The sequence below is a fragment of the Halomonas sp. KM-1 genome, assembly GCF_000246875.1.
In the GTDB taxonomy this organism is placed as follows: domain Bacteria; phylum Pseudomonadota; class Gammaproteobacteria; order Pseudomonadales; family Halomonadaceae; genus Halomonas; species Halomonas aerodenitrificans.
In genome coordinates, this window is the sequence record NZ_BAEU01000047.1 from 34,360 (window position 1) to 59,809 (window position 25,450).

At 65.3% G+C, this 25,450-nt stretch carries 21 protein-coding genes and 1 pseudogene; 9 read left to right on the forward strand and 13 right to left on the reverse strand.

What is annotated here, in order from left to right; translation table 11 throughout:
- Window positions 1–123: 123 nt before the first annotated feature.
- Entirely contained in the window at window positions 124–3,075 is a 2,952-nt protein-coding gene (locus B8115_RS04385) for a ribonucleoside-diphosphate reductase subunit alpha (protein WP_010626539.1), read from the reverse strand.
- 345 nt (window positions 3,076–3,420) lie between these two features.
- Between B8115_RS04385 and B8115_RS04390 the strand changes: the two genes are divergently transcribed.
- Both B8115_RS04390 and B8115_RS04395 read left to right on the forward strand, forming a co-directional pair.
- The gene (locus tag B8115_RS04390) at window positions 3,421–4,134 is read left to right on the forward strand and encodes a winged helix-turn-helix domain-containing protein (RefSeq protein WP_010626540.1); all 714 of its coding nucleotides are present in this window, start codon (window positions 3,421–3,423) and stop codon (window positions 4,132–4,134) included.
- Between the two features lie 3 nt (window positions 4,135–4,137).
- Entirely contained in the window at window positions 4,138–5,778 is a 1,641-nt protein-coding gene (locus B8115_RS04395) for an ATP-binding protein (RefSeq protein ID WP_010626541.1), read from the forward strand.
- Here the strand turns inward: B8115_RS04395 and B8115_RS04400 are convergent.
- The gene (locus tag B8115_RS04400) at window positions 5,765–6,679 is read right to left on the reverse strand and encodes a LysR family transcriptional regulator (protein ID WP_010626542.1); all 915 of its coding nucleotides are present in this window, start codon (window positions 6,677–6,679) and stop codon (window positions 5,765–5,767) included. The two genes, B8115_RS04395 and B8115_RS04400, sit on opposite strands and share 14 nt — an antisense overlap.
- Before the next feature lie 97 nt (window positions 6,680–6,776).
- Here B8115_RS04400 and metE point away from each other — a divergent pair, with 97 nt between their 5' ends.
- The 4 genes from metE to B8115_RS04420 all read left to right on the forward strand — a co-directional run bounded on the left by metE (window position 6,777) and on the right by B8115_RS04420 (window position 11,352).
- A complete protein-coding gene (gene metE, locus B8115_RS04405) occupies window positions 6,777–9,074 on the forward strand; it encodes a 5-methyltetrahydropteroyltriglutamate--homocysteine S-methyltransferase (RefSeq protein WP_026037879.1) in 2,298 nt (765 codons plus the stop codon).
- A gap of 102 nt (window positions 9,075–9,176) precedes the next feature.
- Entirely contained in the window at window positions 9,177–9,905 is a 729-nt protein-coding gene (locus B8115_RS04410; RefSeq protein WP_010626544.1) for an MliC family protein, read from the forward strand.
- Window positions 9,906–9,963: 58 nt separating this feature from the next.
- Window positions 9,964–10,545 (forward strand): superoxide dismutase, encoded by a 582-nt coding sequence (locus tag B8115_RS04415; RefSeq protein WP_010626545.1) that lies wholly within the window; start codon window positions 9,964–9,966, stop codon window positions 10,543–10,545.
- Between the two features lie 198 nt (window positions 10,546–10,743).
- Window positions 10,744–11,352 (forward strand): FMN-dependent NADH-azoreductase, encoded by a 609-nt coding sequence (locus B8115_RS04420; protein ID WP_010626546.1) that lies wholly within the window; start codon window positions 10,744–10,746, stop codon window positions 11,350–11,352.
- 3 nt (window positions 11,353–11,355) lie between these two features.
- Here B8115_RS04420 and B8115_RS04425 read toward each other — a convergent pair whose 3' ends face one another.
- Both B8115_RS04425 and B8115_RS04430 read right to left on the reverse strand, forming a co-directional pair.
- A complete protein-coding gene (locus tag B8115_RS04425; RefSeq protein ID WP_010626547.1) occupies window positions 11,356–12,426 on the reverse strand; it encodes a metal-dependent hydrolase in 1,071 nt (356 codons plus the stop codon).
- Window positions 12,427–12,473: 47 nt separating this feature from the next.
- Window positions 12,474–13,010: a DNA-3-methyladenine glycosylase I gene (locus B8115_RS04430; protein ID WP_010626548.1), complete on the reverse strand. Its 537-nt coding sequence runs from the start codon at window positions 13,008–13,010 to the stop codon at window positions 12,474–12,476.
- Window positions 13,011–13,103: 93 nt separating this feature from the next.
- Here B8115_RS04430 and B8115_RS04435 point away from each other — a divergent pair, with 93 nt between their 5' ends.
- From B8115_RS04435 to B8115_RS04445, 3 genes are read left to right on the forward strand one after another with little or no spacing between them, the layout of a single operon-like run.
- Window positions 13,104–13,595 (forward strand): DUF411 domain-containing protein, encoded by a 492-nt coding sequence (locus B8115_RS04435; protein WP_010626549.1) that lies wholly within the window; start codon window positions 13,104–13,106, stop codon window positions 13,593–13,595.
- A gap of 29 nt (window positions 13,596–13,624) precedes the next feature.
- Window positions 13,625–14,065 (forward strand): lactoylglutathione lyase, encoded by a 441-nt coding sequence (gene gloA, locus B8115_RS04440; RefSeq protein ID WP_010626550.1) that lies wholly within the window; start codon window positions 13,625–13,627, stop codon window positions 14,063–14,065.
- Window positions 14,066–14,099: 34 nt separating this feature from the next.
- Window positions 14,100–14,555 (forward strand): META domain-containing protein, encoded by a 456-nt coding sequence (locus B8115_RS04445; protein WP_010626551.1) that lies wholly within the window; start codon window positions 14,100–14,102, stop codon window positions 14,553–14,555.
- Window positions 14,556–14,613: 58 nt separating this feature from the next.
- Here B8115_RS04445 and B8115_RS04450 read toward each other — a convergent pair whose 3' ends face one another.
- From B8115_RS04450 to B8115_RS04490, 9 genes and pseudogenes are all read right to left on the reverse strand, one after another.
- Complete coding sequence (locus B8115_RS04450) at window positions 14,614–15,348, reverse strand: phosphatase PAP2 family protein (protein ID WP_035590028.1); 735 nt, start codon at window positions 15,346–15,348, stop codon at window positions 14,614–14,616.
- Window positions 15,349–15,573: 225 nt separating this feature from the next.
- Entirely contained in the window at window positions 15,574–16,356 is a 783-nt protein-coding gene (locus B8115_RS04455) for a 3-hydroxybutyrate dehydrogenase (protein ID WP_010626553.1), read from the reverse strand.
- A gap of 21 nt (window positions 16,357–16,377) precedes the next feature.
- Window positions 16,378–17,748, reverse strand: coding sequence for a TRAP transporter large permease subunit (locus tag B8115_RS04460; RefSeq protein WP_010626554.1), 1,371 nt, complete (start codon window positions 17,746–17,748; stop codon window positions 16,378–16,380).
- 49 nt (window positions 17,749–17,797) lie between these two features.
- On the reverse strand, window positions 17,798–18,391 hold the full coding sequence (locus tag B8115_RS04465) for a TRAP transporter small permease subunit (RefSeq protein ID WP_010626555.1): 594 nt from the start codon (window positions 18,389–18,391) through the stop codon (window positions 17,798–17,800).
- Between the two features lie 133 nt (window positions 18,392–18,524).
- Complete coding sequence (locus B8115_RS04470) at window positions 18,525–19,634, reverse strand: TRAP transporter substrate-binding protein (RefSeq protein WP_010626556.1); 1,110 nt, start codon at window positions 19,632–19,634, stop codon at window positions 18,525–18,527.
- A 265-nt stretch (window positions 19,635–19,899) separates the two neighbouring features.
- The gene (locus tag B8115_RS04475) at window positions 19,900–21,333 is read right to left on the reverse strand and encodes a sigma-54-dependent Fis family transcriptional regulator (protein ID WP_238539195.1); all 1,434 of its coding nucleotides are present in this window, start codon (window positions 21,331–21,333) and stop codon (window positions 19,900–19,902) included.
- A gap of 89 nt (window positions 21,334–21,422) precedes the next feature.
- Window positions 21,423–24,272, reverse strand: a complete 2,850-nt coding sequence (locus tag B8115_RS04480; protein ID WP_010626558.1) for a valine--tRNA ligase — start codon at window positions 24,270–24,272, stop codon at window positions 21,423–21,425.
- 316 nt (window positions 24,273–24,588) lie between these two features.
- A complete protein-coding gene (locus B8115_RS04485; protein WP_010626559.1) occupies window positions 24,589–25,029 on the reverse strand; it encodes a DNA polymerase III subunit chi in 441 nt (146 codons plus the stop codon).
- 192 nt (window positions 25,030–25,221) lie between these two features.
- Window positions 25,222–25,450 (reverse strand): annotated as a pseudogene (locus B8115_RS04490) (branched chain amino acid aminotransferase); the annotation flags it as partial.

Below are 25,450 nucleotides of genomic sequence, written 5' to 3' on the forward strand. Positions count from 1 at the left end.
TGTCGGACCATCGAGGAGGCGCTGTGAACCCATCCCTGGGCGCTACCGACGCCATCCCTGGCGTAGGACCACCTCTCCGGCTTGCTCCCGGCGCCTCTCGCTACGCCGTTGGCAATACGTGTCTTACTGGCAGGCCTCGCAACCCAGGTCATCGATTTCTGTGGCACTGGGTGCGCGAGAGCCGCTGCCCGCCTTGCCGGTGAGGAAGTCCTCCACCCCGCGCGGCTCTTTCTGCGTCGCGGGCTCTCGGTTCTGCGCTGAGGGCTCTCGGTTCTGCGCTGAGGGCTCTCGTGCCGGCTGTGCCTGCGGAGCGCCGCCGGCCGGTGCCTGGTTGCTCACCGCATTGAGGTTGCCGCGGTCCACGGTGGATTTCTCCACCGAGGTGGCGCCCAGGGCGCGCAGGTAGTAGGTGGTCTTGAGCCCGCGGAACCACGCCATGCGGTAGGTCACGTCGAGCTTCTTGCCGGAAACGCCCTTGATGTAGAGGTTCAGCGACTGGGCCTGGTCGATCCACTTCTGGCGCCGTGAGGCGGCCTCCACCAGCCACTTCGGCTCCACCTCGAAGGCGGTGGCGTACTTGGCCTTGAGGTCGTCCGGGATGCGCTCGATGGGCTGGGCCGAGCCGTCGTAGTACTTGAGGTCGTTGATCATCACCTCGTCCCACAGCCCGCGCGCCTTGAGGTCGTGGACCAGGTAGGCGTTGACCACGGTGAACTCGCCGGAGAGGTTCGACTTCACGTAGAGGTTCTGGTACGTGGGCTCGATCGACTGCGACACGCCGCAGATGTTGGAGATCGTCGCGGTGGGGGCGATGGCCATCACGTTGGAGTTGCGCATGCCCTGCTCGGCGATCTTCTTGCGGATGCGGTCCCAGTCCTGGGACGCGCCGGTATCCACCTCGATGTACTTCTCGCCGCGCTCCGTCACCAGCTTGTCGATGGAGTCGATGGGCAGAATGCCCTGGCTCCACAGCGAGCCCTCGAAGCTCTCGTAGTGGCCGCGCTCGGCGGCCAGGTCGCTCGATGCCTCGATGGCGTGATAGCTGACCAGCTCCATGGAGCGGTCGGCGAACTCCACCGCCTCTTCCGAGGCGTAGGCGATGTCCTGGGCGTAGAGGGCGTCCTGGAAGCCCATGATGCCGAGCCCCACCGGGCGATGCTTGAGGTTGGAGTTTCTCGCCTGGGGCACCGCGTAGTAATTGATGTCGATGACGTTGTCGAGCATGCGCACGGCGGTACGCACGCTCTTCTTCAGCTTGGCGTCGTCGAGCTTGCCGTCGACCACGTGCTGCGCCAGGTTGATCGAGCCCAGGTTACACACCGCAATCTCGTCGACGCTGGTGTTCAGGGTGATCTCGGTGCACAGGTTGGAGGAGTGCACCACGCCGGCGTGCTGCTGCGGGCTGCGCAGGTTGCACGGGTCCTTGAAGGTGATCCACGGGTGACCGGTCTCGAACAGCATCGAGAGCATCTTGCGCCACAGGTCCTTGGCGCGCACGCGCTTGAACAGCTTGAGCTGGCCGGAGCGGGTCATCGCCTCGTACTCCTCGTAGCGCTGCTCGAAGGCGGCGCCGTAGAGGTCGTGCAGGTCGGGACAGGTGGCGGGCGAGAACAGCGTCCACTCCTTGTCGTCGAACACCCGCTTCATGAACAGGTCGGGCACCCAGTTGGCGGTGTTCATGTCATGGGTGCGGCGGCGGTCGTCGCCGGTGTTCTTGCGCAGCTCGAGGAACTCCTCCACGTCCAGGTGCCAGGTCTCCAGATAGGCGCACACCGCGCCCTTGCGCTTGCCGCCCTGGTTCACCGCCACGGCAGTGTCGTTGACCACCTTGAGGAACGGCACCACGCCCTGGCTCTTGCCGTTGGTGCCCTTGATGTAGGAGCCCAGCGCGCGTACCGGGGTCCAGTCGTTGCCCAGGCCGCCGGCCCACTTGGAGAGCAGGGCGTTGTCGCGGATGGCGCTGTAGATGCCGTCGAGATCGTCGGGAACGGTGGTGAGGTAGCAGCTGGAGAGCTGGCTGCGCACGGTGCCCGAGTTGAACAGGGTCGGCGTCGAGGCCATGTAGTCGAAGCTGGAGAGCAGCTCGTAGAATTCGATGGCGCGCGCTTCGCGGTCGTCCTCGTTCAGCGCCAGGCCCATGGCCACGCGCATGAACATCACCTGGGGCAGCTCGTAGCGCACGTCGTCCCGATGGATGAAGTAGCGGTCGTAGAGGGTCTGCAGGCCGAGATAGGTGAAGGCGTTGTCGCGGGTGTGGTCCAGCGCGTCGCCGAGCCGCTCGAGATCGAACTCGGCAAGCCTGGGGTCGAGCTGTTCGTACTCGATGCCGCGGGCGACGTACTCGATGAACGCCGGCTTGTAGAGCTCGGCCATTTCACCGAAGGTCGCCTCTTCGGCCACGCCGAGGAAGGAGAGCGCCTCGCGACGCAGGCTGTCCTGTAGCAGCCGCGCGGTGACATAGGTGTAGTTGGGCTCCTTCTCCACCAGGGTGCGCGCGGTCATCATCAGCGCCTGGGAGACGCCATCCACCGAGACGCCGTCGTAGAGGTTCTTCAGCGACGCCTCGACGATGCGGTTGGGGTCGACATTCTCGAGCTCGGCGCAGGCATCGAACACCAGCGTCTCGATGCGGCCGAGGTCGAGCGGGCGGCGGCTGCCGTCGTCGAGGGTGACGTTGAGTGTGGGGTGCGGCTTTTCGATGTCGCCGCCGGCGGCGGCGCGGGCGCGGGCGTGCTCCTCGCGATAGAGCACGTAGGCGCGGGCCACCTTCTGCTCACCGGCCCGCATCAGTGCCAGCTCGACCTGGTCCTGAATGTCCTCGATGTGCACCGTGCCGCCATCGGGCATGCGACGCAGGAACGCGCTGGCGATGCTCTGGCTGGCCTGGTCGACGAAGTCGCGTACCCGCGAGGAGGCGCTAACGTTGTCGCCCTCCACGGCGATGAAGGCCTTGCGCATGGCCACGGCGATCTTGCTGGCATCGAAGGACACCACGTCGCCGTTGCGCTTGATCACGCGCAGAGTATGCGGCGCCGTGAGTGACAGGTCGGTCGAGTCGGGGGTCTGAAGTTCCATGGGCCGATGATCCCTTTCAGTGGGGATGAGACAGGGGCGACGAAGGCATTGACAGTCAGGGGTGGACTTGCTAGATGCACATCATCTTGTGTTGTTCGATCTTGAGGACACAAGATAGTGTGCTTTTTCGTCCTCTTCAAGTGGATAACCTGTGGGTGAGCTGTGACTGTTCAGGGGGCATCCTTTGGGATATCGTCAAGTCCGGGCTATGCTTCGCTGGCAAGCTGCAAGGACGCGAAATGTCACCAAGGGCAGGCGAAAGCGCCTATTTCGGGTATCCTTGATGAGTGATTGGCGGGACAGGGTGTCCCAATGACAACGAGGCCCAGCACGGGGATGACTAGGATGGATGACAACCTGGAAAGCAGCGACATGGAACACGTGCTGATTATCGAGGATGACGTGCGCCTGGCGGAGCTCACCCGGGACTATCTGGAGTCGAATGGCTTCAAGGTAACGGTGGAGGCCGAAGGCTCGCGAGGCGTTGAGCAGATCCAGGCGTTGCAGCCGGATCTGGTGATTCTCGATCTGATGCTGCCCGGAGAGGATGGATTGTCGATCTGTCGCCGGGCCAGGCCGGACTATGCCGGGCCGATTCTGATGTTGACCGCGCGTACCGACGACATGGATCAGGTCCTGGGGCTGGAGATGGGGGCTGACGATTACGTGCCCAAGCCGGTTCAGCCACGAGTGTTGCTGGCGCGTATGCGGGCGCTGCTGCGTCGCGCCGAGAATACCGATCAGTCCGGCGATGCGCGTCTCACCTTCGGCAATCTCGAGGTCGACAGCGCCACCCGCGAAGCCTGGCTCGAGGGCGAGCGTATCGATCTCACCAGCGCCGAGTTCGACCTGCTGTGGCTGCTGGCCAGTAACGCCGGGCGGGTACTCACGCGGGAGGAAATCTTCAGCGATCTGCGCGGCATCAAATACGATGGCCAGGATCGTTCCATCGACGTGCGGGTATCACGGATACGGCCCAAGATCGGCGACGACCCCAACCATCCGCACCGGATCAAGACAGTACGCAGCAAGGGCTACCTGTTCGTCAAGGACGCCTGATCGATGCAGCGGTTCCTGGCCGATGGCTCCTTTCTGCGTGTCTATCTGGCCTTGGCGCTGGCGTTGCTGCTGACCTTCGGCCTGGCCCTGATGGGCCTGGCCCTGGTCGACCGGGTGCGAGTCGAACAGTATCGCGAGCAGTTGGCCGAAGCCCCGTTGCAGCTTCTCTCCTGGCGAGTGGCAGCCTTGCCGGCTCATGAACGCGGCACCTGGCTGACCCAGCAGTCCGATCTGCTCAACATGCGGCTCTCGCTGCGCGAGCCCGACGACACCGACCTGAGCTGGTTCGAGCGGCGACGGCTGGATCGGGGCCGCGTGCTGGTGAAGGTCTACGACGAAGACAGCTGGCGACTCTACCGGCAGTTGCCGCGTGAGGAGCGTATTCTCGAGGCTCGCCTGTCGGGGCTCAACGAGCGTCAGCTGCGCGGCCTGGCTCAGCTCCTCGGCGACTGGCTCGCCGAGGTCGACGGCGAGGCACGCCAGCGGCGCCTCGAAGGCGTGACCAGCGATGCCCTGCCGGTGCAGCTACGCGATCTGGCCCCGGAAGGGCTCGATAGCCACCAGCTTTCCCGACTGCGGGAAGGTGAACTGGTGATTCGTCTGCTGCCCGGCCACTGGGCGCTGACGGTGCATCTGGCGGTGCCTGCCGCCGACGGCTCGCGGCAGTGGCTGTCGATCGGCCCCGTTTCGGCGCTGGAACCCACCCCCATTTCGCTGCTGCTGCTGGTGCTGGTGATCATGCTCGGCGTGCTGGCGGCGATCATCTATCTGATCGTGCGTGGTGTGGAGGCACGTCTGGCGCGGCTAGAGCTGGCCGCCGGGCGCATCGCCAGCGGTCGCCTCGATACCCGGGTCAAGGTAGATGGCGGCGGCTTCATCGGCCGGGTCGGCATGGCCTTCAACGCCATGGCGGCTCAAGTGCAGTCGCTGCTGCGTTCGCAGCAGGAGATGATCCGGGCGGTCTCCCACGAACTGCGCACGCCGGTGGCACGGATCCGCTTCGCCATGCAGATGGTCGAGGACATGACCGACGACCCGGCCATTCATCGTCAGCTGCACGGCATCGACAGCGATATCGAGGAGCTCGACCAGCTCATCGACGAGATTCTCACCTATGCTCGGCTCGACAGCGGCCTGGTCAACGGCACCGCACTGGAGCGTACCCGGGTCGACTGCCGGGCCGTCGCCGAGCGGGTCATCGAGACCCTGGCGCCGCTGCATGCCCATCTGCGTCTCGAGCTGGCCCCGGGGGCCGAGGTGGAGGTCCAGGCCGATCCGCGTTATTTGCAGCGGGCCCTGCAGAACCTGGTGGCCAACGCCTGTCGCCATGCGCAGTCGCGGGTGCTGGTGCGGCTCTCGCTGGAATCGCGTCTGGTGCGGCTCGACATCGAGGATGACGGCCCCGGCGTGCCGCCCGGTGAGCGCCAGTCGATCTTCAAACCCTTCGCCCGCCTCGACGACAGCCGCACCCGGCGCAGCGGCGGCTATGGGCTGGGGCTCTCCATCGTGCAGAAGATCATGGCCTGGCATGGTGGCAGCGTGGTGGTCGACGACAGCCAGGAGCTGGGCGGCGCACGCTTCTCGCTGCTGCTGCCGCGGGTGCCGGTGGGCAAGGAGAGGCTGCCGCCGGTCAAGCCGGTTTGATGCCTTCGAGCACGGCGAAGGAGGTTTCGCGGGCCGTACGCAGGAAGTCTTCCATCCACGGCTGATCGCGGCTCTCGTCGCGGATGGCGGCGTAAAGCGTGCTCCACATGCCAGCCTCGCCGAGACCCACTGCCTTCACGTAGTCCCGCTCCAGATACTCGGTCAACGCCCAGTTGGGCAGTGCACAGACGCCGCGACCGCTGGCCACCAGTTGCATCATCATGACCGTGAGCTCGGCGGTACGGATCTCCCGGGGGCGCACGCCGGCAGGATCGAGGAATTGGGTGAAGACGTCCAGCCGAGCATGCTCTACCGGGTAGGTGATCAGCGTCTCCTCGGCCAGGTCTGCGGGGGTCACGAAGGAGTGTTCGGCGAGACGGTGCTGGCGGGCCACGGCCAGCAGTCCTTCGTAGCGGAACAGCGGCTCGTAATAGACGCCGGTCAGCGGTTGCGGGTCGGCGGTGATCACCAGATCGAGCTGCTCGCGGGCCAGTGCCGGCAGCGGGTCGAAGTGGTGCCCGCCGGGAATGTCGATCTCCACTTCCGGCCAGTGGTCGCGGAAGCGGTCGATGGTCGGCATCAGCCACTGGAAACAGCTGTGGCACTCGATGGCCATATGCAGGCGGCCCGGTTCATGGCCGATCAAGCGCGCCACGTCGCGCTCGGCCATACGCACCAGCGGTAGCACCTGCTCGGCCAGGACCAGCAACCGCTGCCCGGCGCGGGTGAACTCGACGGGCCGCGTCTTGCGCACGAACAGGGCGGTACCCAGTCGCTCTTCGAGATCCTTGATCTGGTGGGAGAGAGCGGATTGGGTCAGGTGAACCCGCTCTGCCGCCTCGACCAGGGAGCCGGCGTCGCGCAGCGCGATCAGCGTGCGCAGGTGACGAAGTTCAATCATGAGCTTCTTTCATGTTCTGGGTTAATTTATTTAGTTTGATTCAATTTCATGTGCCAGCGAGACTCTACCGCAACATTCATGCGTAGAGGGTTTCATCATGACATTAGCTCATGTGCTTGGCTATCCGCGAATCGGCGCCGACCGCGAGCTCAAGCGGGCCGTCGAGGCCTACTGGCATGGCGAGCTGGGCCGGGACGCTCTCGAGGCCTTGGGTCGGGAGCTACGGGCGCGCCACTGGCAAGCGCAGCGCGATGCCGGCCTCGATCTGGTCACGGTGGGCGACTTCGCCTTCTACGACCAGGTACTCAACGTCAGCGCCATGGTGGGGGCCGTACCGGCGCGCTTTGCCGCCGAGGCGGAGGTCGCTCGCGGCGAGGTCGAGCTCGACACCCAGTTCCGTATGGCCCGTGGGCGGGCGCCCAGTGGGGCGCCGGCTGCCGCCTGCGAGATGACCAAATACTTCGATACCAACTATCACTACCTGGTGCCGGAGCTACATGCGGGGCAGACGTTCAAGCTCGCTGGCACGCGGCTGTTCGACGAGGTAGCAGAGGCGCATGCTGCGGGACACCCGGTCAAGGTGGTACTCACCGGTCCGCTGACCTGGCTGTGGCTGGGCAAGGGGCGTGAGGCCGACTTCGACCGCCTGAGCCTGCTGCCAGCGCTGCTGCCGGTCTACGGCGAGATACTCGCGCGGCTGGCCGAACAGGGCGTGGAGTGGGTGCAGTTGGACGAGCCGGCGCTGGTGCAGGACCTGCCGATCGAGTGGCGCAATGCCTATGAGTTCGCCTACAGCAGCCTGCGCGCCGCCCCGGTCAAGCTGCTGGTGGCCACCTACTTCGGTGGCCTCGGCGACAACCTGCGCCTGGCCGCGAGTCTGCCGGTGGATGGCCTGCACATCGATACGGTGCGTGCTCCCCAGCAGCTCACAGCGGTGCTCGACAATCTGCCGGGCTACAAGGTGCTGTCGGTGGGCGCCATCGACGGCCGCAACATCTGGCGCGCCGATCTGGCGGTTCTGCACGAGCGCCTGGCCAATGCCCGCATGCGCCTCGGCGAGCGGCTGTGGCTGGCGCCCTCCTGTTCGCTGCTGCACGTGCCGGTGGACCTGGCGGCGGAGACGACGCTCGACGAGGAGCTCAAGAGCTGGCTCGCCTTCGCTCGCCAGAAGCTCGACGAAACCGTGACCCTGGCGCGCCTGCTCGGCAATCGTGCCACTGACGAGGATCGTGCCCGGGTTACCGCTGCCACGGCGGCACTGGATGCCCGGCGCGCCTCGCCAAGGCTGCACCGGCCCGAGGTCGCTCAGCGTCTGGCCGGCGTCGGCGATGCCGAGCTCTCACGCGACAACCCCTATCCGGTCAGGGCCCGAGCCCAGCGGCGCGCGCTGGACCTGCCGCTGTTTCCCACCACCACCATCGGCTCCTTTCCGCAGACCGCGGAGATCCGCGCCGCCCGGCGCGCCTTCAGGAACGGCGAGCTGGGTCATGACGCCTACGAAGCGCAGATGCGCGACGAGATCGCCGATGCCGTACGGCGTCAGGAAGCCTACGGAATCGACATGCTGGTGCACGGCGAAGCCGAGCGCAACGACATGGTCGAGTACTTCGGCGAGCAGCTCGACGGCTACGCCTTCACCCGCAACGGCTGGGTGCAGAGCTATGGCTCGCGCTGCGTCAAACCGCCGGTCATCGTCGGCGACGTGAGCCGCCCGGCGGCGATGACGGTGGCCTGGAGCCGCTATGCCCAGTCGCTCACCCAGCGGCCGATGAAGGGCATGCTCACGGGACCTGTGACCATGCTGCAGTGGGCTTTCGTGCGTGATGACCAGCCGCGCGAGGTGACCTGTCGCCAGATCGCCCTGGCCCTGCGCGACGAGGTGGCCGACCTTGAGGCCGCCGGCATCCCGGCGATCCAGATCGACGAACCGGCGCTGCGCGAGGGATTGCCGCTGCGCCAGGGTGAATGGCAGGCCTACCTCGACTGGGCCGTGGAGTGCTTTCGCCTGACCGCCTCGGTGGCGCGCGACACCACCCAGATCCACACTCACATGTGCTATTCGGAGTTCAATGACATCATCGCGGCCATTGCCGCACTGGATGCCGACGTCATCACCATCGAGACCTCGCGTTCGAACATGGAGCTGCTCGACGCCTTCCAGGACTTCGCCTATCCCAACGAGATCGGCCCGGGCGTCTACGACATCCACTCGCCCAACGTGCCTGACGTGGCGTGGATGGTGCAGTTGATGGAGAAGGCGGCCGAGCGGATTCCCGTCGAGCGGCTGTGGGTCAACCCCGATTGCGGCCTCAAGACCCGCGGCTGGGCCGAGGTTGAGCCGGCCCTGGCCAACATGGTCGCGGCGGCTCGCGAGCTGCGTCGCCGCCACGGCTGAAGGCGCCGCTGCGCTGCGTTCGCAGTGCGTGAAACAGGTATCGGGCCGTCACGGCCCGGTGCCTGTTATGCTGTGCCGGTTCGCTATGCCCAAGGAATCGTCATGATCTCTCGTTTACCTCTCTCCTTCCGCCCCGCGTTGCTGGCTGCCGCTTCGCTGCTGCTGGCCGGCTGTGCCGCCGCTCCCGTCGACGGGCCGCGCTCCGCTGGCGCAAAGGTGGCCAGCACGGCACCGTTGCTGCCCTCGCTGCTGTTTCCCGGCGGCGCCGAGCACTTCGAAGCCTGGCGCTGCACGCCGCAGCAGGATCTGGTGACCGCTTTCGGCGAGCGCGAGTTACGGCTGTGGTCGGCCCACGGCGGCTATCGCCTGGCGCCGGCCGTGGTGGCCAGCGGAGCGCGCTATCAGCAGGGCGATCTCAGCTTCTGGAACAAGGGCGGAGAGGCCGTGGTGGAGAGCGCCAACGGACGGCTCGACTGCACTGCCGCCATGGCGCGTTCGGCGCTGACCCGCGAGCAGCGCCCCGGGGTGATGTTCCACGGTCGCGGCAATGAGCCGGGCTGGCACGTCAACCTGGCCCACGACACCCCCGAACTGACGCTGACGATGGACTACGGGACACGGGAGATGACGTTGCCCTATCGGGTCATCGCCATGGACAACGGCGGCGGCAGGGTGCTGCTCTCCAGCGGCCTGACCGATCAGCCCTTCGAGCTGCGCCTGGAAGCGCGGGCCTGCTTCGACGACATGAGCGGCGAGCCGTTCCCGGCCAGGGTCACGCTGACCTTCGAAGGAGAAACGTACCGGGGCTGTGGCCAGGGCATCGCACCCTAACCATCCGGTTGTCTTGAACGAGCCCGCCGCTCACCGTGACAAGCAAGGAGCCACCACAATGACTTTCGAACTGCCGGCACTGCCCTACGAGAAGAATGCCCTCGAGCCGCACATCTCCGCCGAGACTCTGGAGTATCACTACGGCAAGCACCACCAGGCTTACGTCACCAAGCTCAACGAATTGATCGAAGGCAGCGAGGACGCCCACAAGTCCCTCGAGGAGATCATCCAATCCGCCACCGGTGGCCTGTTCAACCAGGCAGCCCAGGTGTGGAACCACACTTTCTACTGGCACTGCCTCTCGCCCAACGGGGGCGGCGAGCCCAGCGGTGCCCTGGCTGAGGCAATCAACGCCAAGTTCGGCTCCTTCGACAAGTTCAAGGACGCCTTCAATGCCAGTGCCGTGGCCAACTTCGGTGCCGGCTGGACTTGGCTGATCAAGACCGCCGACGGCGGCGTCGACATCGTCAACACCAGCAATGCCGACACCCCCATCGCCCACGACCAGACCCCGTTGATGACCATCGACGTATGGGAACACGCTTACTACATCGACTACCGCAACGCGCGGCCGAAGTACCTGGAGAGTGTGTGGAACGTGCTGAATTGGGACTTCGTCGCCCAGAACTTCAGCTCCTGAGCGTGCGATCGGAATAAGCTCCCGCTCGACGATTCATTGGGCTGAGTGTGAGTTGAGCATGGCCCTGCCGATAGGCAGGGCCTTTTGCTGCGATAGACTTTCGTTTTTATCGAATGATAAGCGCAAAACTATGCGCTTTTAATGGCATTAATTGCACGTAACATGATGATCAACACTACCCCAATCTGGGAGATCGTCATGGCTACCCGTATTCTTCTCGTTACCTCCTCCATCCTCGGCGAGCATGGCCAGTCCAATGCTCTGGCCAACCACCTTCGTGAGCGTGCCGCCGGCCGCGAGGAACTCGCCATCACCCATCGCGACCTGGCCGTCGACTCGCTGCCCCATCTGGGGCTCGAGGAGCTCTCCAGTTGGCAGGTGGCAGCCGATGAGCGCTCTGCCGAGCAGCAGGTGCTGGCCCAGCGTTCCGATGACCTGATCGAGGAGCTCCAGGCCCACGACGTGCTGGTGCTGGCGGTGCCGATGTACAACTTCGGCATTCCGTCTCAGCTCAAGGCCTGGTTCGACCGGGTAATGCGCGCCGGCACCACCTTCCGCTACACCGAGCAGGGTCCGGTGGGCCTGGTGAAGGGCAAGCGGGCCGTGATCCTGGCCGCTCGCGGCGGACAGTACGCCGGTACCGAACAGGACACCCAGACCCCGCATCTGAAGGCGATGCTGGGTATGATCGGTATCTCCGACGTCTCGACGATCTATGCCGAAGGGCTCGCCATGGGCGACGGCCTACGCGACGCCGCTCTCAAGGAGGCACGTCAGGCCATCGATTCGCTGGTAGAGAGACTGTAACGCTCAGCACGCCTCGGGCACGTCCGCCACCCAGCGGTCGGTGACGAAGTCGCTGGTGCAGAGCCTGGCCTCGGGAGAGAAAACGCGCGCGGCCAGTTGGCCCAGGGCCTCCCTGTCGGCCCGGGTATCAGGCGTCAGCATCTCAGTCGGCACCAGCGGCTGCCATGTCTCTCCTTCTTCACGCGTCGCCAAGGCGTAGCTGAAGGCATAGAACCCCGGGAAACCCAGGCGCACGTCAGTAGCGATCAGGGTTTCCCGTCCGTCGCGCTGGCGAACCTCATAGCGCAGGTAGGGGCCGGCGAACCAGTCCAGGCGCTCTCCCATCTCCAAGGCCAGTGCGTCCTCCTCCAGCTCGGCACCACGGTGGAAAATTTCCAGCATCGGCGCCTCGGCACCGTCGAGCAGTCCCACCAGGGTTTCGTAGTGGCGGTCGCCGTCGATGATCGTCGCTCGCCACAGCAAGGTGTTGAACGGGGTAGGCTGCACCAGCCGCGGTGCATCCTCGATTCCGTGCTCGGCGAGTGCCGGCTCGAGCCGGTGCTCCACGACCTCTTTGGCGAGCATGGCAAAGGCCAGGTAGGCGCAGGAGATTGCCAGCCCCCAGGCCGGAGCACGGAAGCCGTTGCCGGAGGCAAGAGCAATCACGAAAGCGGCCAGTAGTGGCAGGGTGTAGAGCGGATCGATGATGAACACCACCGGCCATGCGCTGGGGCGTACATCCAGCGGCCACCAGAGCTGGGTGCCATAGGTGGTCAGCACGTCGAGCAGGGGGTGGGAAAGCATGCTCAGGACGAAGAATGCCCACCAGCGGCCGAGGGTGATGTCGCGGGCCGGAGCGAAGCGCCGGGCAAGCAGTGCCAGCAGAGTGCCGAGTCCGGTCAGCACGAATACGGAATGGCTGAAGCCACGGTGCTCGGTAACGTTGAGTACCGCATCGCCGTAGTCGAGGAAGACGTCCAGGTCGGGTAAGGCAGCCACGACCGCGCCGATCAGCACTGCCTTGCGGCCCAGCCGGCGTCCCAGCACGGTGCCGCCTACCGCCGCCCCAAGGACGGCGTGCGTCAGGGTATCCATCCGTTTGGACTCCTAGTCTTTCCCTGCCTCTAGCGTAGCCCTAGCCCTCAGCGCGTGTACCAAGCCGGACCACAGTCCAGGATGCGCCGATGCACCGGGCACTCGTCATGATGGGCTCCCGGTAGGTAGCCGGTGCTCATAAGGAACTCACCGACGATCTCGGGGCCGGTGAAGCGGAAGGTGCGGCGGAACAGCTTGACCCACTCCTCTTTCGTCAGCGGATGGTGATGGTCGAGCCAGGCCGCAAAGCTGCCGTGCGTGTCGCACAGTGCCAGGATGACGTTGGCGTTGTGTATCGCCGCCTCTACCTTGAGTCGATTGCGGATGATACCGGCGTCGCCGAGCAGGCGTGCGCGTTCACCGCTGCCGTAGGCGGCAACCTTGGCAATGTCGAAGTTGTCGAAGGCACGGCGAAACGCTTCGCGCTTCTTGAGTACTGTCAGCCACGACAGGCCGGCCTGGTTGATCTCCAGTATCAGGCGTTCGAACAGTGCCGTGTCGTCCCTGACGGGAAAGCCGTACTCCTGCTCGTGGTAGGGGCCATGCCATGGATGACCCGGTGCCAGATCACAATAGTGTGACATTTCCGCTCTCTTTCCCTTAGTGGGTATTGGCAAGCCATCGGGGGCTTGTCACGATTCGATTATCCGGCGTCAACGCTTCAGGAGCCACCCAGCATGAAAAGCCTACCCATGAACCGCAAGACGAAAAAGGTGACCGCGCTCTCCCTGTTGGGCGGCGGTGCCTTGGCCCTCTATCTGGCCTTCACCCCCGGCACCAGCACCCAGGCCGGCTCGGTGGTGGAGATGTACCAGGATCCCAACTGCGGCTGCTGCACCGACTGGGCCGATCACCTCAGGGAGGCGGGCTTCGAGGTACGTCAGCACAAAACCCGCGACATGCGCTCGATCAAGATAGAGCATGGCGTCACGCCCGAGTTGGCCTCCTGTCACACGGCGCTGATCGACGGCTACGTGATCGAAGGCCACGTACCGGCCGCCGACATCAAGCGTCTGCTCGAGGAGCGCCCTGACGTAGTAGGGCTGACGGTGCCCGGCATGCCCCACGGTTCGCCCGGCATGGAAACCGGCCGCTACGACGACTATGCCGTACTGACCTGGCAGCATGAGGACCGGACGCCGGCCATCTTCAGCGAGTATACTCACTGAATTGAGTTTTTGATTGGCTAGGAGGGCTCATGCAGTACCTGCACACCATGGTTCGAGTCAGCGACCTGGATGCGTCGTTGCGGTTCTACTGCAACCTGCTGGGGTTGAAGGAGGTGAGGCGTAAGGAGAACGAGAAGGGGCGCTTCACGCTGGTGTTCCTGGCGGCACCCGAGGACGAGTCTCGCTCCGCCGAGCTCAAGGCACCGGAGCTGGAACTGACCTACAACTGGGACCCGGAAGAGTACGGCGGCGGGCGCAACTTCGGTCACCTGGCCTATCGGGTCGACGATATCTACGCCCTGTGCCAGCGGCTGCAGGATGCCGGCGTGACCATCAACCGCCCGCCCCGCGACGGCCACATGGCGTTCGTACGCAGCCCCGACGGTATCTCCATCGAGCTGCTGCAGAAGGGCGATGCGCTGCCGGCCAGAGAGCCCTGGGCCTCTATGCCGAATTCTGGATCTTGGTAAGAACCCGCGACGAGAATAAGGAACGAATCTCTCGATGATCATGACTCTGCCTGGCCGAGCGCTGCTGCTGGCGCTCGTGGCCATGTCCCTGGCCGCATGTGGCGGCAAGCCAACCGAACCCGCTCGTCAAGATCAGCCCCGCGTCTCTAGCGACCATCCGGTGGTGGGGCAGCGCTGGAACCTGCTGCTGGTCGGTACCAATGAGCGCCTCTCCATGCCCGAGACGCCCTATTTCGTCGTTTCGCCCGACGGTCGTGTGACCGGCAGCGACGGCTGCAACGAGATCAATGGGCGGGTGAATCTCGACGGGGGCAACCGCATCCAGTTCGGTGAGCTGGGCACCACGCGTCGCGGCTGCCCTCAGCTCGACGACGCCAAGCGCGTCACCGGGATGATGGAGGATGCCTACCGCTTCCTCATCGACCACGACCGGCTGGTGTTCTTCGGCCGCGATCAGCGGGTACTGGGCGGCTGGCGCAAGGCGAACTGAGGCAATGAAAAAGCGCGGCCAAGGCCGCGCTTTTTGTGGGTCGAACGCCGACCAGTGGTTAGCGTCCTGGCAGGGCATTGCGTGCCTTGACCAGTCCTGCAGTGATCGCCCGCGCCAGCCCCGGTCCTACCGGCGTCAGCAGTATCCAGGGCGCGACGATCAGGTTGATCATCAGCGCCGCGAAGAAGACATCGCTGAACCAGTGGGCGCCGCTGAGAATGCGCGGGGCGCTGAGCAGGACGGCGAAAACGGCGCTGACCAGCATCACCCTGAGGCCGGCGAAGCGCCACATGAAGGCGGTGAAGAGGAACAGGTTCACGCCGTGATCACCGGGAAAGCTGCTGCCCGAGCTGTCCTTGGTCGAGAAGTCGACCATTTCCGTGATCAGGTTCACGTTGTCGTACACCAGGGTAGGGCTGGGGTGGGTATAGGGAACCACCATGCGAAAGCCCTGGGCAAAGAAGACGGCGGTCAACAGCATGGTGATGCCGATACCTCCCCAGCGCAGCATGCGATGGGTGGGGTCGGGGTCGCGACTGATTGCCCACAGGTAGATCGCCAGCAGGATCATCAAGCTGACTACGTCGAACATGCGGTTGTTCACCGCCGCCACGAACAGCACCCAGGTCTCGTTGTCCTCGGTCAGCCAGGCGTTGGTGGCGAAGAACACCGCATCGTCGAGCTCGGTCCAGAACATCAGGCCGGGGGACAACCAGGACCACACCAGCAGGGCGCCCAACAGGTTGAAGACGAGAATGCGGCCAGGCGCGAAGGTCGGTTCGGTATGAGGCATGAGGGCATCGGCACGGTTGATGGTCGATGCCCCCATTCTAGGGGAAAGCTGCGTTGCAGAACAGCGTTCCCTAATGCTCACGGTATTTGAGGAAATGCTGCACAAATTGACGAGCGAGATGAGGCGCACGGAGCACAGGAACCGGAGCATATGGGGTATATGTGAGGATTCCGAGCACCGCGCAACGCAGCGATTCGCTCGCGCAGGTATTTGTGCTGTGTTTCCCTATTGCATGTACCAGCCGTGGCTGGCCACCACCGACTGACCCGTAAGCGCCGCGCTGGGGAAGGCCGCCAGGTGCAGCGCCAGCTCGGCAATGTCCTCCAGGGTGGTGAACTCGCCGTCGACGGTATCCTTGAGCATCACGTCGCGTATCACCGCCTCTTCGGAGATGCCCAGTGCTGCGGCCTGCTCGGGAATCTGTCGCTCCACCAAGGGCGTGCGCACGAAGCCAGGACAGATCATGTTGGCGCGCACCCGATGTTTCGCCCCCTCCTTGGCCACGGTTCGGCAAAGCCCCAGCAGGCCATGCTTGGCCGCCACGTAGGGCGCCTTCAGCGGTGAGGCGAGCTTGCTGTGCACCGAGCCCATGTAGATCAGGCAGCCGCCGTGCTCCTGACGGTACATCTGACGCAGGGCTGCGCTGGTGACCAGGAAGGCACCGTCCAGATGTACCGCCATCACCTTGCGCCAGTCGGCGAAGGTCAGACTGTGCAGCGGGGCGATATGCTGAATGCCGGCGTTGGCGATGGCGATGTCCAGGCCATCCCATTCGGCGACGATTCGCTCGACGCCTGCGTCGACCACTGCCTCGTCTGTCACGTCCATGGCCAGTGCCATGGCCCGCCCGCCGTTGGCGCGGATCTCTGCCACCGTGGCTTCGGCTGCGGCCAGATCGAGGTCGGCCACCGCCACTCTTGCCCCTTCGCGGGCATAACGCTCGGCAATGGCGCGTCCGATGCCGCCTGCCGCCCCGGTGATCAGGGCCGTCTTGTCGGTCAGTTGCATGTCTTGCTCCTTGTCGAAATGTCAGCGACCGCCATAGATCTCGTTGGGCAGCCAGGTCGCCAGCGGGGCGAAGAAGAACACCAGCAATAGCCCGAGCAGTTGGATGGCCACGAAAGGCGCGACGCCCAGGTAGATGTCACGGGTGGTGATGCCTGGCGGACAGACCCCCTTGATGTAGAACAGCGCGAAGCCCACCGGCGGCGTCAGGAACGAGGTCTGCAGACAGATGGCGAACAGCATGGCGAACCACAGCGGGTCGACCCCCAGGCTGAACACCACCGGCGCGACCAGCGGTAGGATGATAAGTGTGATCTCCACCCAGTCGAGGAAGAAGCCCAGCAAGAACACCACCAGCAGGATGGTCAGGACGATGCCGGTTTCGCTGAAAGGCAGCCCGGTGAGTGCCAGACGTACCACATCGTCGCCACCCAGGCCCCGCAGCACGGCGGCGAACACCGTGGCGCCGATGAAGATGGCGAAGATGAAGGCGGTGGTGCGGCTGGTCTGGTAGAGCGCATGACGCAGGGTCGCCAGAGTCAGCCGGCGGTTGAACAGTGCCAGCAGCATGGCGCCCAGTGCACCCACCGCCGAGGCCTCGGTGGTGGTGGCGAAGCCGGTGAAGATCGAGCCGAGCACGGCAAGTATCAGCCCCAGCGGCGGCAGCACGGCGATGAACACCTGCAGGAACGCCCGGGCATCGAGCGGCTGGCGATCCTTGGGCGCGGGGGCCAGGTCCTTCTTCAGGTAGGCGGCAATCAGGATGAAGGCGATGTACATCACGCCCAACATCACGCCGGGCACCAGTGCGGCCATGAACAGGCGCCCTACGGAGGCGTCGGAGGTGCCCATGCGGTCGGCCATCAGCACCAGCATGATGCTGGGCGGCACCAGGATACCGAGGGTGCCCACCGAGCAGGCGGTGCCCACGGCCAGCGATTTGTTGTACTGGGCGCGCATCATCGGGCCCAGCGAGAGCATGCCGAGGAGTACCACCGAGGCGCCGACGATGCCGGTGGAGGCGGCCAGCAGCACGCCGACGATGACCACCGTGACGGCATAGCCACCGCGCAGACCGCCCAGTACCCGCACCAGCGAGTTCATCAGCCGCTCGGCGATGCCCGAGCGGTCGAGCATGATGCCCATGAAGATGAACAGCGGCAGGGCCACCATCAGCTCGTTGGCGACGATACCGTAGATGCGCCGGTCGAGCACCCCGATGGTACCGCCCCAGGAGAACCACAGATCGGCAGCCATGTACTCCACCAGCACGTGACCGATCACGGCGAAAGCAAAGCCCACGCCGGCCAACGACCAAGCCACCGGGAAGCCCAGTAGCAGCAGGCTCATGAAGCTGGCGAACATTGCCAGCACGAGAAATTGTTCCAGTCCCATAGTCGATCTCTTCAGGTGAACGAGGCGTCTTCCAGCGAGCGCGTGTTGGCTACTGCCGCGGGGTCGTCTTGTGGATGCGCCTGGGGAAACCGAACAGCAGGGTGCAGCAGCGCAGCACCCGCGAGAACAGCGCCACCGCCACCAGCGTCAGGCCGATGGGAATCAGGGTCTTGATGATGAAGCGATAGGGCAGGCCGCTGGGGGCCTGGGAGCGCTCGCCGCGCAGGTAGGAGCGGTAACCGTACTGGTAGAGCTGCTCCACCATCAGATAGAGAATCGGCAGGGCCAGCAGCACGATGGCCAGCAGTTCGATCCAGGCCTGGGTACGCAGCGAGAACTTCTCGCGAATCACGTCGACCCGCACGTGGTCGTCGCTGACGACGGCATAGGCCAGGGTCAGGATCATGGTGGCGCCGAACAGGTGCCAGGAGAGCTCTTCCACGGCGATGGAGCCGCGGCCGAGAATGAATCGATTGACCACGTTGGTCAGCACCACCGCCAGGGTGGCCAGCCACAGCCAGGAGATGGCCCGGCCGAACAGCAGGATGGTCATGTCGAGGCGGTAACTCAGGCGGTTGGTGGGCAGCTCTGGCGGCGCGGAGTGCCCCTCCGGCGCCGGGGTCGCCGAGTCATGGATGCTCATGGGTAACTCCGGGGAATCGGGTCAGTCGGCCACCGCCTGTCGACGGCGGCCATTACTGGGGAATGAACGAACCTTGAAAAGCCGGCCGAAGCGCCAAGCGACTAGCTCGCCTGGCCGTTCGGACGGCGTTCTCTCAGTCTTCGAGGTTTTCCGGCGCGTAGTAGGAGCGCGGCAGGTGGCCCTTGACGTGCCAGTTGCCATGCACCTTCATGAACTCGCGCTGGCTCTCGAGCACGCGACCGAACATCTCGTTCTCGGCGGCGATCTCGGCCTGTACCTCATTGGTCACCCGGCGCAGCTCGCCGAGGATCTCGTCGGAGAGCACCTGAGCATTGACGCCCTCTTCCTCGAAGTCACGCAGCGCCTTGGGATTCTCCATCTCGCTCTCGGAGTAGCCGAAGAGGGTGGCGGCCCGGCAGCCCATGTCGATCATGGCGCGGGTCTGCGGCTCCAGCGCTTCCCAGCTGTCCTTGTTGATCAGCAGGTGAGCGGTGGTGAAGGTCTGGTGCCAGCCCGGCAGCACGTAGTTCTGCACGATTTCCTGCATACCCAGGATGCGGTCCACGGCAGGTGCCGAGAACTCCATGGCGTCGATGGTGCCGCGCTCCATGGCCTGATACAGCTCGCCGCCGGGGATCATGGTCACGGAGGCGCCCAGGCGCTCCATCACGCGCCCGCCGATACCGGCGAAGCGGATGCGCAGACCGTCGATCTGATTGAGGTCTTCCAGCGGCTCGGCGAACCAGCCCGCTGCTTCGGGGCCGATCATGCTGCACAGCAGCGGCTGGACGTTGTAATCCTCGTAGATCTCCTCGAGCAGTTCGGCACCGCCGCCGAAGTAGTGCCAGGCCAGGTAGGCGGGCGGCTCCATGCCGAACGGTGCGCCGGCGAACAGCGGCAGGGCGGGAATGCTGCCCTGGTCGTAGCCGACCCAGGTGAAGCCGGCGTCGTAGCGACCTTCGGAAACGGCATCGAGGATCTCGAACGGCGGGATCAGCTCACCCGGCTCGTAGTAGCGCAGGTTGATGTTGCCGCCGGATGCCTGATCGAGCGATTCGCTGAGGAAGCGTACCGGCGTGCTCAGGCCCACCAGGTGCGAGGGAAAGGCGATGGGCACCTGCCAGCGCACGCGCTCCTGGGCGTTGGCGGTACTGGCAGCGGTGGCACCTACCATCAAGGTGGCGGCGGCAATGCCGAGGGTGAGCGGGCGAAGGCGAGTGGCGAGAGACGGAATGAACGACATGTTGGCTCCTTGTGCTTTGTTGTCGTCGCAGCGCCTTTGGTCGGCGCTGTCGTTGCAGCCATGTGACTCGATGTGTCGCGGCTGGCCGCGACGTCGCGTCAAGACATGACGCGTGACCACGTCATTGCACGCTTCATGCCACTTCGAGTAAATCTTTTCGTTTCAAAGAGTTAATCGTTGCCAGGGGGAGGTGGAGCAGATGGTGTGTCCGAATATGCGGACAACATTAGACCTTGGTGGAAAGTTGTTTTGTCCGAAAATCCGGTCAGGCGTCCGGTTTTTCGGACATGCGGGAGAGCTTGTCGTACAGCACCGAACGTGGAACGCCCAGCATTCGCGCCGCACGGGACTTGTTGCCACCGCAGGCGGCCAAGGCGTTGTGCAGGGCATCTCGCTCGGCGGCGAGCACCACTTCGGCAAGCGGACGTACCGCGGAAGTGGGCGGCGGCAGAGGGTTTGTCATGGTGGTGTGGGGCAGGGCGGCGCGCAGCTCCGGCACGTCGATCACGCTGCAGGCCTCGTTCAGTGCCAGGGTCTGTTCCAGCACGTTGCGCAGTTCGCGAATGTTGCCGGGCCAGGTGTGGCGTTGCAGCAGTGCCACCGCCTCCGAGGTGATCTCGGCGCGCGGCTCACCGCTTTCCGCGGCGATCCGTCCGAGCAAGGTCTCGCACAGGATACCCAGGTCGGCGAGACGCTCGCGCAGCGGCGGTACAAGAATGCGCAGCACGTTGAGGCGATAGTAGAGATCGGAGCGAAAGCTGCCCTCTTCGACCATGGCTTCCAGGTCGCGGCTGGTGGCGGCAATCACGCGTACGTCGACACGCTTGATCTCGTTGGAGCCCAGCGGCTCCACTTCACCCTCCTGCAGGGCGCGCAGCAGCTTGGCCTGTAGCGCCAAGGGCATGTCGCCGACTTCGTCGAGGAACAGGGTCCCGCCGTCGGCGAGCTGGAACTTGCCCTGGCGGGTGCGCTTGTCGGCGCCGGTGTAGGCGCCTGGCGCGACGCCGAAGAACTCTGCCTCGAGCAGGTTCTCGGGCACCGCGGCGACGTTGACGGCAACGAAGGGGCTGGCTCCCCGCGGCGAGTCACCGTGGATGGCTTGGGCCAGCACCTCCTTGCCGGTACCGGTCTCGCCTAGTAGCAGCACCGGCGTGGCTCGTGCAGCGGCCAGGCGGGCACGGCGCTTGACCTCGAGCACCGCAGGGCTGGCGCCGACGAAATCGGCCAGGGCATAGCGTGAGCCGCGGCGTGCCAGGGCGCGTCGCGCCACCGCCAGGTCATGTTGCAGGCGGCGGTACTTGCCGATCAGCGGGGTCAGCGGCTCCAGGTCGTCGAACACGATGAAGGCCACCGCACCGTTGACCCGGCCACTGGCCGGGTCGTGCAGCGGCAACCGGGTGACCACCAGCTGACGCGCCTGGTACTCCATGATATCGAGCAGGATGGGCCGCCCGCTGCGTACCACCTCGGGCATGCGGGTGTGCGGGATCACCTCGCCCACGGGGCGGCCGATCACGCTGGCCGGGTCGTCGATGCCCAGCAGCCTGCAGTAGCAGGCGTTGATCCAGATGAGGCGGCTCGCCTCGTCGACCAGGATCGCCCCAGCGCTGTTGCGCTCGAGCAGCGGAAACAGCGGACGTATCGCCTCGAGGGTCAAGCCTTGGCTCTGGCTGGCCATGCTGCTGTTCTCTCGAGGCATTCGCGTCATCTCCGGGCCGCTGAAAAGTCACCGCGCGGCGGTTTCGGGCCGCTTGGTTCACATCGCGGCGGTTTCGGGCCGTTGAAAAGTCACAACGCGGCGATCTTGTCGCGCTGTTCGAGCAGCACGGCGCGGGCCGCCTGGTACTCCTTGAGCTTGCCGCGCTCCTTCTCGACCACCGCTTCCGGCGCCTTGGCGACGAAGCTCTCGTTGGAAAGCTTCTTCTCGATGCCGCCGATCAGCGCGTCCTGCTTGTCGATCTCCTTGGCCAGGCGGGTGAGCTCGGCGTCCTTGTCGATCAGGTCGGCCATGGGTACCAGCACCTCCATGTCGCCGACCAGCTGCGTGGCCGAAAGCGGCGCCTCGCTGGGGTCGTCGAGCCAGGTGGCGCTGGCCAGCTTGGCTAGCTTGGCAAGGAACAGGCGGTTGGCCTCGAGGCGCTCGCGATCTGCCTGCGAGCCCTTGGTCAGCAGCACGTCGAGCGGCTTGCCCGGGGCAATGTTCATCTCGGCGCGCACGTTGCGCACCGCCACGATCACGCCCTTGAGCCACTCGATGTCGCGGGTCGCCTGCTCGTCGATCTTCTCCTGCTCGGCCATCGGCCAGGGCTGCGCCATGATCGACTCGCTGCCGTCGCCTGCGGCCTTGCCCGCCAGCGGCGCCACGCGCTGCCAGATCTCCTCGCTGATGTAGGGCATCATCGGGTGGGCCAGACGCAGGATCGCTTCCAGCACCCGCACCAGGGTGCGGCGGGTGCCGCGCTTGGCCGCTTCGCTGGCGGCTTCGTCCCACAGCACTGGTTTGGAGAGCTCCAGGTACCAGTCGCAGTACTCGTTCCAGACGAACTCGTAGAGTGCCTGGGAGGCGTGGTCGAAGCGGAACTCCTCCATCGCCTTGGTCACCTGGGCTTCGGTCTGCTGCAGACGCGAGACGATCCAGCGGTCGGCCAGCGACAGCTCGACACTATCTCCGTTCGCCCCGCAATCCTGGCCCTCGGCGTTCATCAGCACGTAGCGCGAGGCGTTCCACAGCTTGTTGCAAAAGTTGCGGTAGCCGTCGAGGCGGCCCATATCGAACTTGATGTCGCGCCCGGTGGTGGCCTGGGAGAGGAAGGTGAAGCGCAGCGCATCGGTGCCGTGGGGCTCGATGCCCTCGGGGAACTCGTCGCGGGTGGCCTTGGCGATGGCCTTGGCCTTCTGCGGCTGCATCATGTTGCCGGTACGCTTCTCGAGCAGCTCTTCCAGGGTGATGCCGTCGATCAGATCGATGGGATCGAGCACGTTGCCCTTCGACTTGGACATCTTCTGGCCCTGGCCGTCGCGCACCAAGCCGTGCACGTAGACGGTCTTGAACGGCACTTCGTCGGTGAACTTGAGGGTCAGCATGATCATCCGTGCGACCCAGAAGAAGATGATGTCGAAGCCGGTGACCAGCACGCTGGAGGGGTGGAAGGTCGCCAGCTCCGGGGTCTGCTCCGGCCAGCCCAGGGTGCCGAAGGTCCACAGGCCCGAGCTGAACCAGGTGTCGAGCACGTCCTCGTCCTGGGTCAGGGCGAGGTCGGCGGGAAGGCCATGCTTCGCGCGCGCCTCGGCCTCGGTGCGGGCGACGTAGACGTTGCCCTCGGCGTCGTACCAGGCGGGAATGCGGTGGCCCCACCACAGCTGGCGCGAGATGCACCAGTCCTGCAGGTCGCGCATCCACGAGAAGTACATGTTCTCGTAGTTCTTGGGCACGAACTGGATGTCGCCATTCTCTACCGCGGCGATGGCGGGCTTGGCCAGGCTCTCCACGGCGACGAACCACTGATCCGTGAGCAGCGGCTCGATGACATCACCGGAGCGGTCGCCGTAGGGCAGGGTGTTGTTGACCGTCTCGATCTGCTCGAGCAGGCCGGCGGCTTCCATGTCGGCGACGATCCGCTTGCGCGCCTCGAAGCGGTCGAGGCCGGCGTAGGCTTGGGGCAGGCTGGGATCGATCTCGGGCAGCGGGCGGCCCTGGATGTCGAAGGCCTCGGCCTGGGGCAGGATCGCCGCGTCCTGGGTGAAGACGTTGATCAGCGGCAGGCCGTGGCGGCGACCCACCTCGTAGTCGTTGAAGTCGTGGGCCGGGGTGATCTTCACGCAGCCGGAGCCCTTCTCCATGTCGGCGTGTTCGTCGGCGACGATGGGAATGCGGCGACCGACCAGCGGCAGCTCGACGAACTTGCCCACCAGCGAGGCGTAGCGCGGGTCCTCGGGGTTGACCGCCACGCCGGTATCGCCGAGCAGGGTCTCGGGGCGGGTGGTGGCGACCACCAGGTAGCCAAGGCCGGCATCGGTCTTGACGCCGTCGGCCAGCGGGTAGCGGAAGTGCCAGAACTGGCCCTGCTGCTCGCGGTTCTCGACCTCGAGGTCGGAGATGGCGGTGTGCAGGGTGGGGTCCCAGTTGACCAGGCGCTTGCCGCGGTAGATCAGGTCCTCTTCATAGAGGCGCACGAAGACTTCCTGCACCGCCTTGTAGAAGCCGTCGTCCATGGTGAAGCGCTCGCGGCTCCAGTCGACGCTGGCGCCCATACGGCGCAGCTGGCGAGTGATGTGGCCGCCGGATTCGTGCTTCCACTCCCACACCTTGTCGATGAAGGCGTCGCGGCCCAGGTCGTGGCGGCTCTTGCCCTCTTCGGCGGCGACCTTGCGCTCCACCAGCATCTGGGTGGCAATGCCGGCGTGGTCGGTGCCCACCTGCCACAGGGTGTTGTTGCCCTGCATGCGGCGCCAGCGGATCAGCGTGTCCATGATGGTGTCCTGGAACGCGTGGCCCATGTGCAGGCTGCCGGTGACGTTGGGCGGCGGGATCATGATCGAGTAGGGTTCGCCCTCGCCCGAGGGGGCGAAGCGGCCGTCGGCCTCCCAGCGCTCGTACCAGCGGGATTCGATCTGCTCGGGTTGGTAGGTCTTGTCCATGGGGCGTTCCGGGTCCAGAAATGATCGCCGCCGGGTCGTGGGGCCGGGCGGCGGGAAGTCGTCGAAAGCGTGCGAAAAATGGGCTCGATTATAGCGCGATGGGGAGCTTGGCGTCAGCCAACCAAGTGGCCATTGTCAGCGAAGCTGCATGGAAGCGGGGCTGATCCGGGGGCAGGCCTGCGAGGAGGCGCTGTGAACCCATCCCTGGGCGCTATCTTCGCCATCCATGGCGAAGAACCTCCTCTTCGGCCTGCCCCCGGCGCCCCTCACCTCGGCGCCCCTCACCTCGGCGTCCCTCGCATTGGCCCTTGGGGGCTCAGCCGCGTAGTTGATGTGCCTTCACGGGATAGCCGCGCTGCTTGTAGGTCTGCCAGCACTCGCGCTTGGCGACGAGCACCTGCTGGTGCTGGTTGATGATTTCGGCGACCCGCTCGAAGCGCGAGAACCACTCGGGGATGCCCGGGTCGAGGTTGAGCAGCGCCATGGGCGCTTCGGCGCTGGGCTCGGGCGGCTGTTCCCAGCCGATGGTCACCGCCACGCTCTCGGCCATCTCGCTGCCGAGCAGGGCGTGGGGCAGGTAGGCCTCGGGGCGGAAGGTCCACAGCCGCTCGTCGAGGTCGCTGGCCATGGCCTCGTCCTCGGCGTGCAGATGCAGCCGATAACCCTTGCCGGCGATGGTCTCGGCCAGCCGGCAGGCGAAGTCGAGCCGTGCTTCCAGCGTGGTATCGGGGAGAATGTAGAAATCTACTTGGGTCATCAGAGTCTGCCCGGGGCTTTCCCGAAGGGCAGGCCTTTGCGGAGGCGCTGTGAATACTTCCCTGTACGCTACCGACGCCATCCCTGGCGTAGGACCTCCGCGCCGGCCTGCCCTTCGGCGCCCCTCGCCTCGGTGGTAATGCCGTGGTAGCAACGGACTCGCGCCAGCGAGCCCATTGCAGCGCCTTCGCTGTTACACCAGGCGCGTCAACCAGCCGTGCTTATCTTCGGCCCGGCCGTACTGCAGATCGAGCAGCTTACCGCGCAGGCGCTTGGCAATCTCGTTGCCGGCGTCGGGCATCTGCACGGTGCCCTCTTCGGTGACCAGTTGGCCCACCGGGGTGATCACCGCGGCGGTACCGCAGGCGAAGACTTCGGCGATATCGCCGGAGGCCACGCCGTCGCGCCACTCGTCGATGCTG